General features: G+C 68.7%; 16 protein-coding genes. 5 read left to right on the top strand and 11 right to left on the bottom strand.

Annotated elements, in window-relative coordinates:
• Positions 1-109: 109 nt before the first annotated feature.
• A complete protein-coding gene (locus QM701_RS08280; RefSeq protein WP_415166607.1) occupies positions 110-1,567 on the top strand; it encodes a methyl-accepting chemotaxis protein in 1,458 nt (485 codons plus the stop codon).
• Entirely contained in the window at positions 1,539-1,748 is a 210-nt protein-coding gene (locus tag QM701_RS08275; RefSeq protein WP_415166606.1) for a hypothetical protein, read from the top strand. Before QM701_RS08280 ends, QM701_RS08275 begins: the two co-directional genes overlap by 29 nt.
• A 21-nt stretch (positions 1,749-1,769) precedes the next feature.
• Here QM701_RS08275 and QM701_RS08270 read toward each other — a convergent pair whose 3' ends face one another.
• From QM701_RS08270 to QM701_RS08255, 4 genes are all read right to left on the bottom strand, one after another.
• Entirely contained in the window at positions 1,770-3,101 is a 1,332-nt protein-coding gene (locus QM701_RS08270; protein WP_415166605.1) for a sensor histidine kinase, read from the bottom strand.
• Positions 3,098-3,760, bottom strand: a complete 663-nt coding sequence (locus QM701_RS08265; protein WP_415166604.1) for a response regulator — start codon at positions 3,758-3,760, stop codon at positions 3,098-3,100. Before QM701_RS08265 ends, QM701_RS08270 begins: the two co-directional genes overlap by 4 nt.
• Before the next feature lie 125 nt (positions 3,761-3,885).
• The gene (locus QM701_RS08260) at positions 3,886-4,086 is read right to left on the bottom strand and encodes a hypothetical protein (RefSeq protein WP_415166603.1); all 201 of its coding nucleotides are present in this window, start codon (positions 4,084-4,086) and stop codon (positions 3,886-3,888) included.
• 101 nt (positions 4,087-4,187) lie between these two features.
• Complete coding sequence (locus QM701_RS08255; RefSeq protein WP_415166602.1) at positions 4,188-5,138, bottom strand: AEC family transporter; 951 nt, start codon at positions 5,136-5,138, stop codon at positions 4,188-4,190.
• A 222-nt stretch (positions 5,139-5,360) separates the two neighbouring features.
• Here QM701_RS08255 and QM701_RS08250 point away from each other — a divergent pair, with 222 nt between their 5' ends.
• From QM701_RS08250 to sucD, 3 genes are read left to right on the top strand one after another with little or no spacing between them, the layout of a single operon-like run.
• The gene (locus QM701_RS08250; RefSeq protein ID WP_415166601.1) at positions 5,361-5,909 is read left to right on the top strand and encodes a DUF2889 domain-containing protein; all 549 of its coding nucleotides are present in this window, start codon (positions 5,361-5,363) and stop codon (positions 5,907-5,909) included.
• A gap of 47 nt (positions 5,910-5,956) precedes the next feature.
• Complete coding sequence (sucC, locus tag QM701_RS08245; RefSeq protein WP_415166600.1) at positions 5,957-7,117, top strand: ADP-forming succinate--CoA ligase subunit beta; 1,161 nt, start codon at positions 5,957-5,959, stop codon at positions 7,115-7,117.
• A 14-nt stretch (positions 7,118-7,131) separates the two neighbouring features.
• Complete coding sequence (gene sucD, locus QM701_RS08240) at positions 7,132-8,025, top strand: succinate--CoA ligase subunit alpha (RefSeq protein WP_415166599.1); 894 nt, start codon at positions 7,132-7,134, stop codon at positions 8,023-8,025.
• 67 nt (positions 8,026-8,092) lie between these two features.
• On the opposite strand, the gene QM701_RS08235 is transcribed toward sucD, so the two are convergent.
• The 7 genes from QM701_RS08235 to QM701_RS08205 form a co-directional block, all read right to left on the bottom strand.
• Entirely contained in the window at positions 8,093-9,169 is a 1,077-nt protein-coding gene (locus tag QM701_RS08235; protein ID WP_415166598.1) for an AbrB family transcriptional regulator, read from the bottom strand.
• Between the two features lie 118 nt (positions 9,170-9,287).
• The gene (locus QM701_RS08230) at positions 9,288-9,749 is read right to left on the bottom strand and encodes an acyl-CoA thioesterase (protein ID WP_415166597.1); all 462 of its coding nucleotides are present in this window, start codon (positions 9,747-9,749) and stop codon (positions 9,288-9,290) included.
• 23 nt (positions 9,750-9,772) lie between these two features.
• The gene (locus QM701_RS08225) at positions 9,773-10,285 is read right to left on the bottom strand and encodes an HPP family protein (protein WP_415166596.1); all 513 of its coding nucleotides are present in this window, start codon (positions 10,283-10,285) and stop codon (positions 9,773-9,775) included.
• A 70-nt stretch (positions 10,286-10,355) separates the two neighbouring features.
• Positions 10,356-13,175, bottom strand: coding sequence for a valine--tRNA ligase (locus QM701_RS08220; RefSeq protein WP_415166595.1), 2,820 nt, complete (start codon positions 13,173-13,175; stop codon positions 10,356-10,358).
• A gap of 108 nt (positions 13,176-13,283) precedes the next feature.
• Complete coding sequence (locus QM701_RS08215) at positions 13,284-13,751, bottom strand: hypothetical protein (protein ID WP_415166594.1); 468 nt, start codon at positions 13,749-13,751, stop codon at positions 13,284-13,286.
• Positions 13,748-14,176: a DNA polymerase III subunit chi gene (locus QM701_RS08210; RefSeq protein WP_415166593.1), complete on the bottom strand. Its 429-nt coding sequence runs from the start codon at positions 14,174-14,176 to the stop codon at positions 13,748-13,750. Before QM701_RS08210 ends, QM701_RS08215 begins: the two co-directional genes overlap by 4 nt.
• Positions 14,173-15,666 carry a leucyl aminopeptidase gene (locus tag QM701_RS08205; protein WP_415166592.1) on the bottom strand — a complete coding sequence of 498 codons (1,494 nt, stop codon included), beginning with the start codon at positions 15,664-15,666 and terminating at the stop codon, positions 14,173-14,175. Before QM701_RS08205 ends, QM701_RS08210 begins: the two co-directional genes overlap by 4 nt.
• Positions 15,667-15,698: the final 32 nt, after the last annotated feature.

Below are 15,698 nucleotides of genomic sequence, written 5' to 3'. Positions count from 1 at the left end.
TTTTGGCGGATGCGGCCTGTTTATAATGCATTCCGCCATTTGCTGAAAGCGGTTTGTCGGGAGGCCGTCCTTGCCGGACGGACTTTTTTCATCCATCCAAGAGAAAAAAATGCGCAAGAACCTGCCGGTGACGAATGCGGAGACCCTGCTTCCGGAAGATCAATTCATTTATTCGCGGACCGATCTGAAAGGGCAGATCACCGAGACCAACGATGCGTTCTGCCAGATCAGCGGCTTTTCCCATGAGGAAATGATCGGCCAGCCGCACAACATGGTGCGCCATCCCGACATGCCGTCGGCGGCGTTCGCGGACCTGTGGCGCGACCTGAAGGCGGGCCTGCCGTGGCGCGGCATCGTCAAGAACCGGCGCAAGGACGGCGGCTTCTACTGGGTGGTGGCGAACGTCTCGCCGGTGCGCGAGAACGGCCAGGTGGTCGGCTACCAGTCGGTGCGCAGCCGGCCCTCGCGCGAGGAAATCGCCGCCACGGAAAAGGCCTATGCCCGGATCAACGCGGGCGAAAAGAAATGGGCCGTCAGCCACGGCCGGGCCGTGCGCGTGCGGCCGCCCCTGGTCGCGGCGCTGCTGTCCCTGCGCGCGCAGATGGCCTTCATGGGCGTGCTGGTGCTTGCCCTGGGCCTGACCGAAGCGGCCCGGATGGCGCTGGACGAGCCAGCCTTCCTGCGGCTACCGCAGCAGCTCCTGATCGGCTTCTCGGTGCTCTACGCCCTGTATTTCGTCGGCTATTTCGCGCCCCGGGTCGGGCGCGACCTGGATGCGATCGGCCGCTGGCTGCACTCGGTGCTGTCGTCCGGCAACCTGAAGCAGCGCCTGTCGATCGCCCGCGACGACCAGATCGGCGTCGTGGCCCGGCAGATGGACGCTTTCGTCGCGTCGGTGCAGGCCACGGTGCAGGGCATGGCCGATACCGCGCTGCACGTGCGGCAGAGCACGCAGGAAGTCGAGACCGGCATGCGCGCGGTGATGCAGTCGGCCGAGCATCAGAACGAGGCCACCTCGTCGGCCGCCGCCGCCGTGGAAGAGGTGACCGTGTCGATCGGCGAAGTGGCGGAACACGCGCGTTCGACGCGCGACGTCGCGGCCAGCGCCGGCGAGGTGTCGCGTTCCGGCGTGCAGCGTTCCGACGAGGCGTGCCAGACCATCAACTCGCTGGCCGAGACGGTCAAGCGCTCGGCCGGGCAGGTCGAGGCGCTCGGGCAGCGCTCCGCCGAGATCAGCCAGATCGCCGGCTCGATCAAGGAGATCGCCGATCAGACCAACCTGCTGGCGTTGAACGCGGCGATCGAGGCGGCGCGGGCCGGCGAGCAGGGACGCGGCTTCGCCGTGGTGGCCGACGAGGTGCGCAAGCTGGCGGAGCGCACGGCGCGGGCCACGGAGGAGATCAGCACGATGATCGGCCTGATCCAGTCCGAGACGCAGAAGGCCGTTGAACGGCATGCGCGCCGGCGCGGCGCAGGTCGAGGAGGGGGTCGAGCTGGTCCATTCGGCGCAGGGCGCGCTGCAGCGCATCGACGAGGAAATGGGCGGCACCATCCAGCGGGTCAATGAGATTTCGCACGCCTCCAGCGAGCAGCAGGAGGCCATGACGCAGCTCGCGCGCAACGTCGAGCAGGTGGCCAGCATGACCGAGCAGAACGTCGCCGTGGTCAATCAGACGCAGTCCATGGTCATCCGGCTCGAAGGCATCGTCGATCGCATGAACAAGGCGGCCAACCAGTTCGTGGTGTAGGCCGCCGCCGGAGGGGCCGGCCTAGCGCGGCGCGGCCGGCCCTGCCGCCTGCGTCGGCAGCGCGACGCGCACCCGCAATCCGCCGGCCGGCGATTCCCCGAGCGTGATCTCGCCGCCGTGCAGCCGCGCCGCCTGCCGGGCGATGGGCAGGCCCAGTCCGCTGCCCGGCGTGTCCGAGCCGGCCAGGCGGAAGAAGCGGTCGAACACCCGTTCCCTGAATTCCTCCGGAATGCCGGGGCCGCTGTCGGCGACGTCCAGCCGGGCGAGCCCGTCCTCCTCGTCCACGTCGACGTCGATACGTCCGCCGGCCGGGGTGTGGCGCAAGGCGTTCTCGATCAGGTTGGAGAGCAGGATGCGCAGGCTCTCCGCGTGGCCGGACAGGCGCACCGGGCGGCAGGTGCCCACGCCGAGGTCGATCCGCCTGTCCTCGGCCTGCGGCGAGAAGTCGGCGACCGCGTTCTTGGCCAGCTGGTCGAGGCGCACCTCGGCGAAGGTGAACTGCTGCGCGTCGGGTTCGAGCCGGGCCATCTGCAGGAGCTGCTCGACCACGTGCGCGGCGCGGTCGACGCCGGCGCGCAGCTGGTCCAGCGCAGCGGCGCGCTGCGCCGCGTCCCGCGCCTGATCGGCGAGCTGCGCCTGCAGGCGGACGGCGGTCAGCGGCGTGCGCAGTTCGTGCGCTGCGTTGGCGATGAAGTCGCGCTCCGTCGCGAAAGCCTGTTCCAGCCGCTGCAGCAGCGCGTTGAGCGCCTCGCCCAGCGGCGCGACTTCCGTCGGCAGATCCCTGGTCTCCATCGTGCGCAGGCTGGGCACGGCCTGCCCCATGATTTCCGCGCGGACCTTGTCGAGCGGCCGCAGGGCGCGGCCGACGGCCAGCCAGATCAGGCCGCCCAGCACGGCGGTCATCAGGGTCAGCGGCAGCAGCAGCCACGGTCCGATGTTGCGGAACAGCGGGTAGTGGCGCGCCGCCGAATTGCTCACCTGGATGGTCACGCCGCCGTCTTCCAGCGTGTAGACGTGCCAGGTTTCGCCGCGCCAGCTCAGGGTGTGGTGCCCCGGCTTCTGGCGCGGTGGCCCGCCGTTGTCCAGCGAGGTGTAGACGAGCTCGCCGTCGTCGCCCCAGATCTGGCTGACGAACTGTCCCTTGTCGGAGGCGTCCTCTTCCTCGGCGCCGTCCCCCTCGTTCTCGACCAGGCCGTGGCGGACGATCGAATAGGCGATCTGGACCAGCCCGTCGTTGCGCATCTGGTTGAAGGCGTTCCAGGCCAGCGCGTAGGTGATCAGGCTGGCCAGCAGGCCCGTCGCCAGCAGCGCGCCGATCTGCCACTTCAACAGGTTGCGGCGGATCGAGTTCACGCCGGTTCGACCAGCCGGTAGCCGACGCCGCGCACGTTCCTGATCCAGGCGGCGCCCAGTTTCTTGCGCAGCCGGTGGACGTGCACCTCGACGGCGTTGCTGGCGATCTCCTCGCCCCAGCCGTAGAGCCGTTCCTCCAGTTGCTCGGTGGACAGCACGGCGCCGGGAATCTCCAGCAGGGCTTCGAGCAGGGCGAATTCGCGCTGCGCCAGCTCGACGGCCGCGCCGTCCAGGCGGACTTCGCGGCGGTGCGGATCGAGGCTGAGCGGGCCCAGGCGCATCTCCGTGCGCGCCCGCCCGGCATGGCGGCGGACCAGCGCACGCATGCGCGCGACCAGTTCGTCGAGGTCGAACGGCTTGGCCAGGTAATCGTCGGCGCCCAGGTTCAGGCCGGCGATCCGCTCCTCCACCGCGCCGCGCGCCGTGACCACCAGCACCGGCAGGGTGTTGCCCGCGTCGCGCATCTTTTTCAGCACGGCCAGGCCGTCCTGGCGCGGCAGGCCGAGATCGAGCACCAGCAGCGCATAGGTGCCGGTGCGCACGGCCAGTTCCGCGGCCTTGCCGTCGCGCACCCGGTCGACCGAACAGCCGGCGTTGCGCAGTCCTTGCTCGACGGCGTCGCCGATCATCGGGTCATCTTCGGCCAGCAGTATTTTCAAGGTGTCCGTCCGCCAGGAGACTGTCTCCGCACTTGCCGCGCCGGGCAATGGTACTGCGCCCGTTGCCCCGGCAGAAGAGAAAAAGGCCGGAAACGTTCCGGCCTTTCGCTGCGGCGCGTGGTGCGTTACTTCGCGGTGGTGTCGGCCTTCTTGGCGGTCTTGCCCTTCTTCTGCTTGGCGACTTTCTTCGCCTTGGCGGGCTTGGCTTTGGCCGGGGCGGTCGCTTCGGCGGCCGGGCTGGCCGGAGCCGTCGCGTCGGCGGCCTGCGCGGCGCCGAAGGCGAAAATGGACGCAGCCGTCAGCACGGCGATCAGGGTCTTGTTCATGCGGGTCTCCTTCAGTGGGTGGGCGCCCGGCACGCTTGCCGGGCTGACACGCATTTTCCTCGGCGAAACTTACCGGACGCTTAACGGCCGCGCGGGGCGGTTCACGGATTGCCCAACGCCATGAGCAGTCCGCTCAGGGTGAAGAACGACAGCACCGTCGTCGCCAGCAGCGCGGCGGCGCAGAACTTCTCGTGGCCGTGGCGCATGGCCAGGATCGGGTAGATGCTCATGATCGGCAGCGTGCCGGTGAGCAGCAGGGCGGCGTACAGGTCGGGCGGCAGCGCCGGCAGGCCGGCCCGCACGCACAGCACCAGCGCCAGCCAGATGCACAGCGGATGCAGCACCAGCTTGCCGACGGTGATCGCCGCGACCTTGGCGCCCAGTTCCTTGAACGGCATGCCGTACAGGGTGCCGCCGATGGTGAATAGCGCGATGGCGCTGCTGGCCTGGGCGAACAGCGTGATCGTCCGGGACAGCGTGGCCGGCAGCCTGACTTCCAGCAGCGACAGGGTGACGGCCACGGCGATGGCGAGGATCAGCGGATTCTTGCGCAGGCCGAGCAGGGACTGCCTGGCGGCGGCCCAGCGGCTTTGCGCGGCGGCGTTGTGCTGGTCGGCCAGCGACAGCAGCAGGGGCAGCAGCAGGATGTTCTCGACCAGCATGTTCAGCGCCAGCGACACGCCGGCGACCGCGGGGAGCGCCAGCAGCATGATCGGGAAGCCGACGAAGCCGCTGTTCGAGAAAGTCGCGCCCATGGCGATGTAGGGCCGCGCGCTCGGCGCGTCCGGCGCGAGGCGGCGCGCCCAGCGCAGCGCGATGGCGGCGTTCACCAGCGAGCCGGCGGCGTACGCGGCGAGGTAGGTGAGGTTGAGCGTCTCGCCGAAACGGCGCTGCAGCAGCGCGTTGAGCAGGATCGCCGGCAGCGCGACATTGAACACGAATTTGCCGAGCGCGCGCAGCTCGGTCTTGTCGAACAGGCCGCAGCGCGCGGCCAGATAACCCACCCCGATGGCCAGATAGATGGGAGCCGTGACGGTCAGAATGTCGAGCATGACGAAAAACGGGAAGCGCCTTCCGCCGGTGACGGCCTGAAGAGTGCGCGGGTGGACGATGGGGGCAGATTATAGGCGAGGCGGCGGCGCGCGCCGCGGTTCGGGAACAATTTTTGCCGCCCGGCCTCGAACGGCGGACGGACCCGACGGCGGGAGCGCTGGCCCGATTGCCGCCGCCGTCTTATTCTTACGGCTCCAAAGCCACCAAAACCGGATTTCAAGATGCCTCTTCCACCCGCAACGGCGGCGCGCTCGCGCAAGCACCGGCGTTCCATCACATTCGAAGGTTTCAAGCGCGACGACGGCCTGTGGGACATCGAAGGCCGCCTGGTCAACGTCAAGGACCAGGATCTCGAACTGCGCAACGGCGTGCGCCGGCGCGGCGAGCCGATCCATGACATCAGCGTGCGCGTGACCATCGACGGCGCGATGAACGTGGTCAACGTCGCGGCCAGTTCCGACTACACCCCGTTCATGGGCGTGTGCGAACGGATCGTGCCCGATTACCGGCAGATCATCGGGCTGAACCTGTTCAAGGGATTCCTCAAGGCGGTCAAGGCGCTGTTCGGCGACACCCGCGGCTGCGCGCATCTGAGCGAGCTGCTGATGGCCCTGCCGACCGCGGCCTACCAGACCTTCGCCGGCGAGGCGAAGCACGGCGAGCACGAAAAGAAACCTTTTCACCTCGACCGTTGTCATGCACTTTCCACAGATTCGGAGGTGGTCAGGCGCTACTATCCGCGCTGGTACCGCAGCCAAACCCCGGGGTAGGGGCTCCTGCCCAAAGCCTGCAATGCAAATTTCACAAGAGGGTGCCAATGAAAATACATGAATATCAGGGGAAGGAACTGCTCAGGAAATACGGCGTGACGGTGCCGCGCGGCGTGTTCTGCGCCAGCGTGGATGAGGCGGTGAAGGCGGCCGAGACGCTGGGCGGCAAGGTCTGGGTGGTCAAGGCGCAGATCCACGCCGGCGGGCGCGGCAAGGGGGGCGGCGTCAAGGTCGCCAAGTCGCTCGACGAAGTGCGCGAGTACGCCGGCCGGATTCTCGGCATGCAGCTGGTCACCCACCAGACCGGCCCCGAGGGGCAAAAGGTCCGGCGCCTGCTGGTCGAGGAAGGCGCCGACATCCGCAAGGAATACTACGTCGCCGCGCTGACCGACCGGGCCTCGCAGAAAGTGGTGATGATGGCCTCCAGCGAGGGCGGCATGGAGATCGAGGAAGTCGCCCAGCACAGCCCGGAAAAGATCCTCAAGGCGTACATCGACCCGCTCGCCGGCCTCACCGACGCGCAGGCGGCCGAACTCGCCACCGGCATCGGCATCCCCGACGCCTCGCTGCCGCAGGCCGTGGCCCTGCTCAAGGGCCTGTACACCTGCTACATGGAGACCGACGCCGCGCTGGCCGAGATCAATCCGCTGATCCTCGAAGGCGACGGCACGGTCAAGGCGCTCGACGCCAAGTTCAACTTCGACGACAACGCGCTCTACCGGCAGCCGGAAATCTTCGCCTACCGCGACCTCGACGAGGAAGACCCCAACGAGATCGAAGCCTCGAAGTTCGGGCTGGCCTACATCTCGCTCGACGGCAACATCGGCTGCCTGGTCAACGGCGCCGGCCTGGCCATGGCCACCATGGACGCGATCAAGCTGTTCGGCGGCGAGCCGGCCAACTTCCTCGACGTCGGCGGCGGCGCCTCGACCGAGAAGGTGACCGAGGCCTTCAAGATCATGCTCAAGAACCGCGAGCTCAAGGGCATCCTGGTCAACATCTTCGGCGGCATCATGAAATGCGACACCATCGCCAACGGCGTCATGGCCGCGGTGCGCCAGACGCAGCTCGGCGTGCCGCTGGTGGTGCGCATGAAAGGCACCAACGAGGAGCTCGGCAAGCAGCTCCTGCGCGAATCCGGCCTGCCCATCATCGCGGCCGACACCATGGCCGAGGCCGCCACCAAGATCGTCGCCGCCGTCCAGTAAGGGAGAACCAGAACATGTCGATCCTCATCAACAAGGACACCAGGGTCATCACCCAGGGCATCACCGGCAAGACCGGCCAGTTCCACACCGAAAAGTGCCAGGAGTACGCCAACGGCAAGGCCTGCTTCGTCGCCGGGGTCAATCCCAAGAAAGCGGGCGAGAGCATCTTCGACATCCCCATCTACGGCTCGGTGAAGGAGGCCGCGGCGCGGACCGGCGCCACCGTCTCGGTCATCTACGTGCCGCCGGCCGGCGCCGCTGACGCCATCTGGGAAGCGGTCGAGGCCGACCTCGACCTCGTCATCTGCATCACCGAAGGCATCCCGGTGCGCGACATGCTCATCGTGCGCAACCGGATGAAGGCCAGGGCGGCCCTGGGCGGCAAGGAGACGCTGCTGCTCGGCCCCAACTGCCCCGGCCTGATCACGCCCGACGAAATCAAGATCGGCATCATGCCCGGCCACATCCACCGCAAGGGGCGGGTCGGCGTCGTTTCGCGCTCCGGCACGCTGACCTACGAAGCGGTCGCGCAGCTCACCGAACTCGGCATCGGCCAGTCGTCGGCGGTCGGCATCGGCGGCGACCCGATCAACGGCCTCAAGCACATCGACGTGATGAAGATGTTCAACGACGATCCGGAGACCGACGCGGTGATCATGATCGGCGAGATCGGCGGCCCGGACGAGGCGGAAGCCGCCTACTGGTGCAAGGAGCACATGCGGAAGCCGGTGGTCGGCTTCATCGCCGGCGTCACCGCGCCGGCGGGCAAGCGCATGGGCCACGCCGGCGCGCTGATCTCCGGCGGCGCCGACACGGCGGAAGCCAAGCTGGCGATCATGGAGGAATGCGGCTTCAAGGTCACCCGCAATCCGTCGGAGATGGGCCGGCTGCTCAAGAGCCTGCTCTGAACCGCCCGCCGCCACGGGACCGAAGCCGGTGCGCGCAAGCGCCGCCGGCTTTTTTACGGGCGAAGTTCTAGAACCGCCGCGCCATGAACCGGGCCAGCGCCGGGCCGGTCATGACCACGAGCAGCAGCCGCGCGGTCTGGAAGGCCATGACGAAGGGGATGTTCACGCCCGCGGTGGCGGCGATGATGGCGACGGAATCCAGGCCGCCCGGGCTGGTGGCCAGATACGCCGTCAGCGGGTCGATGCCGGCGAGCCGGGTGAGCGCCAGCGCGATGCCCGCGCACGCCAGCACCAGGCAGGCGATCGAGACGATCATCGACGGCAGCGCCTGCGCCGCCTGGGTCAAGGCCTGACGCGTGAAGCGCAGGCCGATGCTCCAGCCCAGGATGATGTAGGTGGGGGTCAGCACCCACGGCGGCAGGGTGATCGCCAGCAGCCCCTTGGCCTGCAGGATGCTGCCGATGACCAGCGGCCCGAGCAGCGGCCCGCCGGGAATCCTGAGAAAGTTGGCCAGCAGCGAGCCGGTGCCGGCGAGCAGCAGCGTGGCGGCCAGTCCGGCCGGGGAGACGCTGGCGAACCAGTTGGAGAACACGCCGTGGTCCGGGTGGGCGCCGCCCATCCAGAAATGGGAGACCACCGTGGCCATCACCGTGACGATGATCACGCGCAGGTACTGCATCACCGCCACCAGGCGCATGTCGCCGCCGTAGGCGTCGGCCATCAGCGTCATCGCCGCGGCGCCGCCGGGCGAGCAGCCCCAGATCGCCGTCGTGCCCGGCAGGACCTGCCTGCGCGCGAGAATCCAGCCCATCGCGGCGCAGACGAGGATGACCACGACGGTGACCGAGACGAACATCAGCCAGTTGTCGCGCAGCGAGACCAGGATTTCCGGCGAGATGCCGCGGGCCACCAGACAGCCCACGACGCCCTGGGCCATGACGAAGGGCTTGCGCGTGATGCGCGGCGCGCCTTCGGCGATGGCCACCAGGATCGCCGCCAGCATCGCGCCGAGCAGCAGGGCGGCCGGCAGGCGGATGGCGTCGAACGCCAGGGCGAAGGCCAGGGACAGGGCCAGCAGAACGGCCCAATGAAGAAAGGGCGGATGTCGCTTCAGGGACGGGTAGCGGTTGCCTTGATCGCACATGGTGTTTCTGGACAGGGAAAATCGGAGGGACGGCCGTGGCGGCCGAGGCTGCAAGGGCGATGAAATCCCGCCATTATAACGTGCGGGTCAACGGCAGCCCGGCCGCGCCGCTCGGCGTTCACGCGGGGGACGGCAATTGCCCGTCGATCTCGGCCAGCGCCGCCTCCTCGGAATCGATCGTCGCGAAGGCCGTGCGCAGCGCCGGAGGAATCGCCCGCGGGCGCCCCGAGGCCAGATCGACGAAGATCCATTGGGTTTCCGCGCGCGCCAGCATCCGCCGGTCCGCCCGGCGCAGGAAAACCGTCTTGCGCGGCGAACTGCGGCTGTCCATGCCCGCGATCCAGGTGCACGCCAGGATTTCATCCGCCAGCAGGGCGGGGCGCAGGTATTCGATGAAATGGGACTTCACGTACCACGAGGCGCCCAGTTCCAGGTAGCGCGCCATCGGCCAGTCCTGCAGCGCCGAATGCTCGATGGCCGCCTCCTGCATCCAGCGCAGGTATTCCTGGTTGTTGACGTGGCCGTGCACGTCGATCGAATCCGCTGCGACGCGGATGGTCTTGATGTGGACGGCGGGCATGGGCGATTTCCGGAGCGGGACCGTCATTCCCCCCAGCCGCCCCAGCTGAGATGGACGGGCGAAGGCGCGCCTGCGTCAACCGGGTAGCGGGCGAGGCCGGGATACAGGCGGCTCCAGGCAGCGGCGACCAGCGCCAGGGCGGCGACGCCCAGCAGCACGGGCTGGACCAGCGCCGACCAGCCCGCGTGGGCATGGATCATCAGGATCGGATTGGCCCCGGCGGGAGGATGCACGGTGCGCGTGGTGAGCATCAGCGCGAGCGCCAGGGCCTGGGCCAGGACGTACACCCACAGCGCATCCCCGAAGAACTTGTAGCAGGCGATGCCGACCAGGGCGCCGCCGAGGTGCCCGCCCAGCAGCGCGCGGGGCTGCGCGGCGGGCGCGCGGGTGAAGCCGAAGAGAAAGACGGCGGTGCCGCCGAGGGAGGCCAGGAGCAGCGGCGACGCCGGCGGGCCGGAAACGGCGAGCGCCAGTCCGATGCCGGCGGCGATGCCGAGCATGCACCAGAGCAGGCGGACGGTTGAACGGCGATGCATGGGGCTGTGCGCAGGCCGGGCGCGGCCGGCCGTTAACCTCTTCGGAAAAGTGGGTGGGGGTTCCGTTCGGTCAGCCGCGCTTGAGCCGCGCGAGCTGCGGCTTGAGCTTCTCGACGGTAGCGGTGAAGTCGGCAAGGCGCTTCTTCTCCTGTTCGACGACCTGCGCCGGCGCGCGCGCGACGAAGCTCTCGTTGGCGAGCTTGGCGCCGGCCTTGGCGATCTCGCCTTCGAGCCGGGCGATTTCCTTGGCCAGGCGCTCGGTTTCGGCGGCGACGTCGATCTCGATCCTGAGCATCAGGCGGATTTCGCCGATCACCGCGATCGGGGCGTTGGCGTCCTCCGGCATGCGCTCGACGATGTCCACCTCCGCCAGCTTGGCCAGCGCCTTCAGGTACGGGGCGCAGCGGTGCAGCACCTCGGCGTCGCCGCTGGCGACGAGCGGCACCTTCTGGGCCGGGGAGATGCCCATTTCGCCGCGCAGGTTGCGGCAGGCGTAGGTCAGTTCCTTGAGCTGCTGCGCCTTGGCCTCGCTGGCTTCGTTGATCTTCAGCGGGTCGGCCTTGGGATAGGCGGCGAGCATGATCGAATCGCCGGTCTTGCGGCCGGCCAGCGGCGCGACGGCCTGCCACAGCTCCTCGGTGATGAACGGGATCAGCGGATGCGCCAGGCGCAGCACGGTCTCCAGCACGCGCAGCAGGGTGCGGCGCGTGGCCTTGGCCTCTTCCGGGGTGCCGCTCTGGATCTGCACCTTGGCCAGTTCGAGGTACCAGTCGCAGAATTCGTCCCAGACGAACTCGTAGATGGCGCGGGCGAGCAGGTCGAAGCGGTAGTCGGCGAAGTGCTGCGCGACCTCGGCCTCGGTGCGCTGCAGGCGGCTGACGATCCAGCGGTCGGCGAACGAGAAATGCAGGTGCTCCGGGCAGATGTCGGGCGTCTGCGGGTCGATGCCGCAGTCCTGGCCCTCGGTGTTCATCAGCACGAAGCGGGTGGCGTTCCACAGCTTGTTGCAGAAGTTGCGGTAGCCCTCGCAGCGGTGCAGGTCGAACTTGATGTCGCGGCCCGGGCTGGCCAGCGAGAGGAAGGTGAAACGCAGCGCGTCGGTGCCGAAGGCCGGGATGCCTTCCGGGAATTCCCGGCGCGTGCGCTTTTCGATCTGCTGCGCCTGCTTCGGATTCATCAGGCCGGTGGTACGCTTGGCCACCAGGTCTTCGAGGCCGATGCCGTCGATCAGGTCGATCGGGTCGAGCACGTTGCCCTTGGATTTGCTCATCTTCTGGCCTTCCGCGTCGCGGATCAGGCCATGCACGTAGACATGCTTGAACGGAATCTTGCCGGTGATGTGCCGGGTCATCATGACCATGCGCGCGACCCAGAAGAAGATGATGTCGAAGCCGGTGACGAGCACCGTCGACGGCAGGTAGAGGTCGAGCGCCGGGTTCGATTGCGCCGGCCATGCGGGCGTCCAGTCGAGCGTGGAGAACGGCCACAGCGCCGACGAGTACCATGTGTCGAGCACGTCCGGGTCGCGCGTCAGCGGGCCGGCGTGGCCCTGGGCGGCGGCCTGCGCCCTGGCTTCGGCCTCGTCGTGCGCGACGTAGACGTTGCCCGCCTCGTCGTACCACGCTGGAATCTGGTGGCCCCACCACAATTGCCGCGAGATGCACCAGTCCTGGATGTTGTTCAGCCACTGGTTGTAGGTGTTGACCCAGTTCTCCGGCACGAACTTGATCTCGCCGGAAGCGACGCAGTCGAGCGCCTTGCCGACGATGCTGGTGCCGTCCGCGCCGGGCTTGCTCATGGCGACGAACCACTGGTCGGTGAGCATCGGTTCGATGACCACGCCGGTGCGGTCGCCGCGCGGCACCTTGAGCGTGTGCTTGTCCACCTTGACCAGCACGCCGGCGGCTTCGAGGTCGGCGACGACGGCCTTGCGCGCGTCGAAGCGGTCCATGCCGCGGTACTTCTCCGGCGCGTTGTCGTTGATCTTCGCGTCCAGCGTCAGGATGGAAATGATCGGCAGCTTGTGGCGCTGGCCGACCGCGTAGTCGTTGAAGTCGTGCGCCGGCGTGACCTTGACGCAGCCGGTGCCGAATTCGAGGTCGACGTAAGCGTCGGCGATGATCGGGATCTCGCGGTCGGCGAGCGGCAGCCTGACCGTCTTGCCGACCAGATGCCGGTAGCGTTCGTCCTCCGGATGCACCATCACTGCCGTGTCGCCGAGCATGGTTTCCGGGCGGGTGGTGGCTACGGTCAGCGATCCGGACCCGTCGGCCAGCGGGTAGCGGATGTGCCACATGAAGCCGTCTTCCTCCTCGCTCACCACTTCCAGGTCGGAGACGGCGGTGTGCAGCACCGGGTCCCAGTTCACCAGGCGCTTGCCGCGGTAGATCAGCCCCTCGTCGTAAAGACGGACGAAGGTCTCGGTGACGGTCTTCGACAGCCCGGCGTCCATCGTGAAGCGCTCGCGCGTCCAGTCCGGCGAGGTGCCGAGGCGGCGCATCTGGCGGGTGATGGTGTTGCCCGAGAACTCCTTCCACTCCCAGACCTTTTCGAGGAACTTCTCGCGGCCGAGGTCGTGGCGCGAGATGCCCTGCACGTCGAGCTGGCGTTCGACGACGATCTGTGTGGCGATGCCGGCGTGGTCGGTGCCCGGCTGCCACAGCGTGTTGTCGCCGCGCATGCGGTGGTAGCGGGTCAGCGCGTCCATGATCGCCTGGTTGAAGCCATGCCCCATGTGCAGCGTGCCGGTGACGTTCGGCGGCGGCAGCAGGATGCAGAAGGCGCCGGACTTGTGCGCGTCGAGGCCGGCGGCGAAGTAGCCCTTGGCCTCCCACTCGGGGTACCAGCGTCGCTCGATGTCGGCCGGCTCAAAGCTCTTGGCGAGTTCCATAGATCGGGTGTGGGAAGGGGATGAAGAGAGTCCGCGATTATACCGGATCGCGCCGGGCGGGCCGTCGCCGGAAAGGACTCCCGAGGCCCGTTTGCCGGCGCGCCGGCGCTACTTCGGGCCGGGTCCGTCGAGCGGCAGCTGCATCTGTTTGCGCTGGGCGAGAAAGTCGCGCAGCGCGACTTCCGTCGTCAACGTGAAGCCTTCGCGCAGCGCCTCGGCGGCGTTGAGCAGCGTTGCTTCGATCAGCATCGGCAGTTCGCAGGCCATCTGCCGCTCGATGGCCTGGGCCATCTGCGCGGCGAGTTCCTCGACGCAGGCTTCGAATTCCGCCGCGGCGTCCGCGGGCGGCGACGGCGGCGCGGCGGGCGCTGCGGCTGCCTCCGCCTCCTCGCCCGGCACGACTTCGGTCAGGACGGGCAGGTCGTCCTCTTCCGGCGGCGCCGGAATGACGGGCGCCGGGGCGGGCGCCGGCCCCGGCATGGGCGCGGCGGGACGCTCGCTCTGCCGCGTCGCCAGGAAACTGCGCCGCCGCCGGGACGGCATGGGCAAGCCGACGTCGTCGTCCTGATGGCTCATGCGGACTTCTCCGCGAGGTCGAAGTACTGGATCGCGTAGCCGCGATCCTTGTAGAACTTCACCCGGTCGCGCGCGGACAGCCGGTCGTCGCCGTCCCGGCCGACCACCTCGATGACGCTGGTGAAGCGCGAGAATGCGGGCGGCACGTCCGACGACAGGTTGAGCAGGCGCTCGTTCTGCGCCGACGCGGTGGCGTCCGCCGTGATCACGATCGGCGTTTCCGCGGCGAGCGGGGAGGTGCCGAACACGTGCGGGATGAAGCCGGTCGGCGGGGCGATCCACAGCTGCCGGTCGAGCGCCCCGGCAAGCTCGGTCTCGGGCGCATAGACCAGCACCGCCTTGCCCTGCCGGCAGGCCTTGCCGAGCAGAGCCGCCGCCGCGGCGATGCGGTCGGCGGCGTTGTGATAGAAGAAGATCTGGGTCAACGCAGTTTCCCGGCCCGGGCCAGCAGGAAGTGCGTCAGCAGCGGCACGGGCCGCCCGGTGGCGCCCTTGTCCGCGCCGGACTTCCACGCCGTGCCGGCGATGTCCAGGTGCGCCCAGGCGAACTTGCCGGCGAAGCGCGACAGGAAGCAGGCGGCGGTGACGCTTCCCGCCGGCCGGCCGCCGATGTTGGCCAGGTCGGCGAAATTGCTCTTCAACTGCTCCTGGTAGTCGTCCCACAGCGGCATCCGCCAGGCCCGGTCGAACGCCGCGCCGCCGGCAGCGAGCAGTTCTTCCGCCAGCGCGTCGTCGTTGGCGAACAGGCCGGTGGCGACGTGGCCGAGCGCGATGACGCAGGCGCCGGTCAGCGTGGCGACGTCGATCACCGCCGCCGGCGAGAAGCGCTCGGCATAGGTCAGCGCGTCGCACAGGATGAGCCGGCCCTCGGCGTCGGTGTTGAGGATCTCGACGGTCTGGCCGGAGAGCGAGGTGACGATGTCGCCGGGCTTGCTCGCCGCGCCGCCCGGCATGTTTTCCACGCACGGAGCGAGCACCGTGAGGTTCACCGGCAGGCGCATCAGCGCCGCCGCCTTGAGGGTGCCGAGCACGCTGGCCGCGCCGCACATGTCGAACTTCATCTCGTCCATGCCTTCGCCGGGCTTGAGCGAAATGCCGCCGGTGTCGAAGGTGATGCCCTTGCCGACCAGCACCACGGGTTTGTCGCCGGCCTTGCCGCCCCGGTAATGCACGACGGCCAGCTTGGGCGGCTGGCGGGAGCCCTTGGCCACCGACAGCAGCGAATGCATGCCGAGCGCTTCCATGTCGGCCTGTTCGAGGATCTGGCTGTCGAGCTCGTGTTCCTCGGCGATTTGCTGCGCGGCTTCGGCCAGATAGGCCGGCGTGCACACGTTGCCCGGCAGGTTGCCGAGCGTGCGCGCCAGGGCGACGCCTTCGCCGATCGCCAGTCCCTGCGCCAGCGCCTGCGCGGCGGCGGCCTCGCCGGTCCGGTCATCCACCGCGAAGCCGAGGCTGGCGAGCGGCCGCTCGTCGTCCTTTTTGCTCTTGAAGCGATCGAAGCGGTACAGGGTTTCGCAGGCCACCGCCGCCGCCTGGCGGATACGCCACGCGGCGCTGCGCTGCTTCACCGGGATGCGCGTGAGCAGCAGCGTGGCGTCGGTCGCGCCGCTGTCGCGCAACGCCTTGACAGCGGCGCGGATCGCCGCGCAGTACGCCTTGTCGCGGAATTCCTTTTCCTTGCCGAGGCCGACCAGCAGCAGGCGCTCGCTGTCGAGCGCCGGGATTCCGCGCAGCATGAGCGTGCTGCCGGCCTTGCCGTCCATGTCGCCGCTGGCGAGAACGCCGGCGAGGAAGCGCCGGGTCTCCTCGGCGGCCTGCCAGGCGGCGGGCGACGGCGCGCGCGCCTCGAACACGCCGAGGACGAGGCAGCCGCTGCGCCGCTGCTCCGGGTTCCTGTTTTTTATGCTAAATTCCACCGGCTTCTCCTCCTCGGGATCGAAGAAGCCGA

The sequence above is a fragment of the Propionivibrio sp. genome (assembly GCF_047602565.1).
In the GTDB taxonomy this organism is placed as follows: domain Bacteria; phylum Pseudomonadota; class Gammaproteobacteria; order Burkholderiales; family Rhodocyclaceae; genus Propionivibrio.
This window is presented reverse-complemented; position numbering and strand designations above follow the sequence as displayed.

Excerpts from the sequence above, each read along its gene's own strand:
- QM701_RS08280 (WP_415166607.1), top strand. The coding sequence starts at position 110 with ATGCGCAAGAACCTGCCGGTGACGAATGCGGAGACCCTGCTTCCGGAA.
- QM701_RS08275 (WP_415166606.1), top strand. The coding sequence starts at position 1,539 with ATGGGCGGCACCATCCAGCGGGTCAATGAGATTTCGCACGCCTCCAGC.
- QM701_RS08260 (WP_415166603.1), bottom strand. The coding sequence starts at position 4,086 with ATGAACAAGACCCTGATCGCCGTGCTGACGGCTGCGTCCATTTTCGCC.
- QM701_RS08255 (WP_415166602.1), bottom strand. The coding sequence starts at position 5,138 with ATGCTCGACATTCTGACCGTCACGGCTCCCATCTATCTGGCCATCGGG.
- QM701_RS08250 (WP_415166601.1), top strand. The coding sequence starts at position 5,361 with ATGCCTCTTCCACCCGCAACGGCGGCGCGCTCGCGCAAGCACCGGCGT.
- sucC (WP_415166600.1), top strand. The coding sequence starts at position 5,957 with ATGAAAATACATGAATATCAGGGGAAGGAACTGCTCAGGAAATACGGC.
- sucD (WP_415166599.1), top strand. The coding sequence starts at position 7,132 with ATGTCGATCCTCATCAACAAGGACACCAGGGTCATCACCCAGGGCATC.
- QM701_RS08235 (WP_415166598.1), bottom strand. The coding sequence starts at position 9,169 with ATGTGCGATCAAGGCAACCGCTACCCGTCCCTGAAGCGACATCCGCCC.
- QM701_RS08230 (WP_415166597.1), bottom strand. The coding sequence starts at position 9,749 with ATGCCCGCCGTCCACATCAAGACCATCCGCGTCGCAGCGGATTCGATC.
- QM701_RS08225 (WP_415166596.1), bottom strand. The coding sequence starts at position 10,285 with ATGCATCGCCGTTCAACCGTCCGCCTGCTCTGGTGCATGCTCGGCATC.
- QM701_RS08220 (WP_415166595.1), bottom strand. The coding sequence starts at position 13,175 with ATGGAACTCGCCAAGAGCTTTGAGCCGGCCGACATCGAGCGACGCTGG.
- QM701_RS08215 (WP_415166594.1), bottom strand. The coding sequence starts at position 13,751 with ATGAGCCATCAGGACGACGACGTCGGCTTGCCCATGCCGTCCCGGCGG.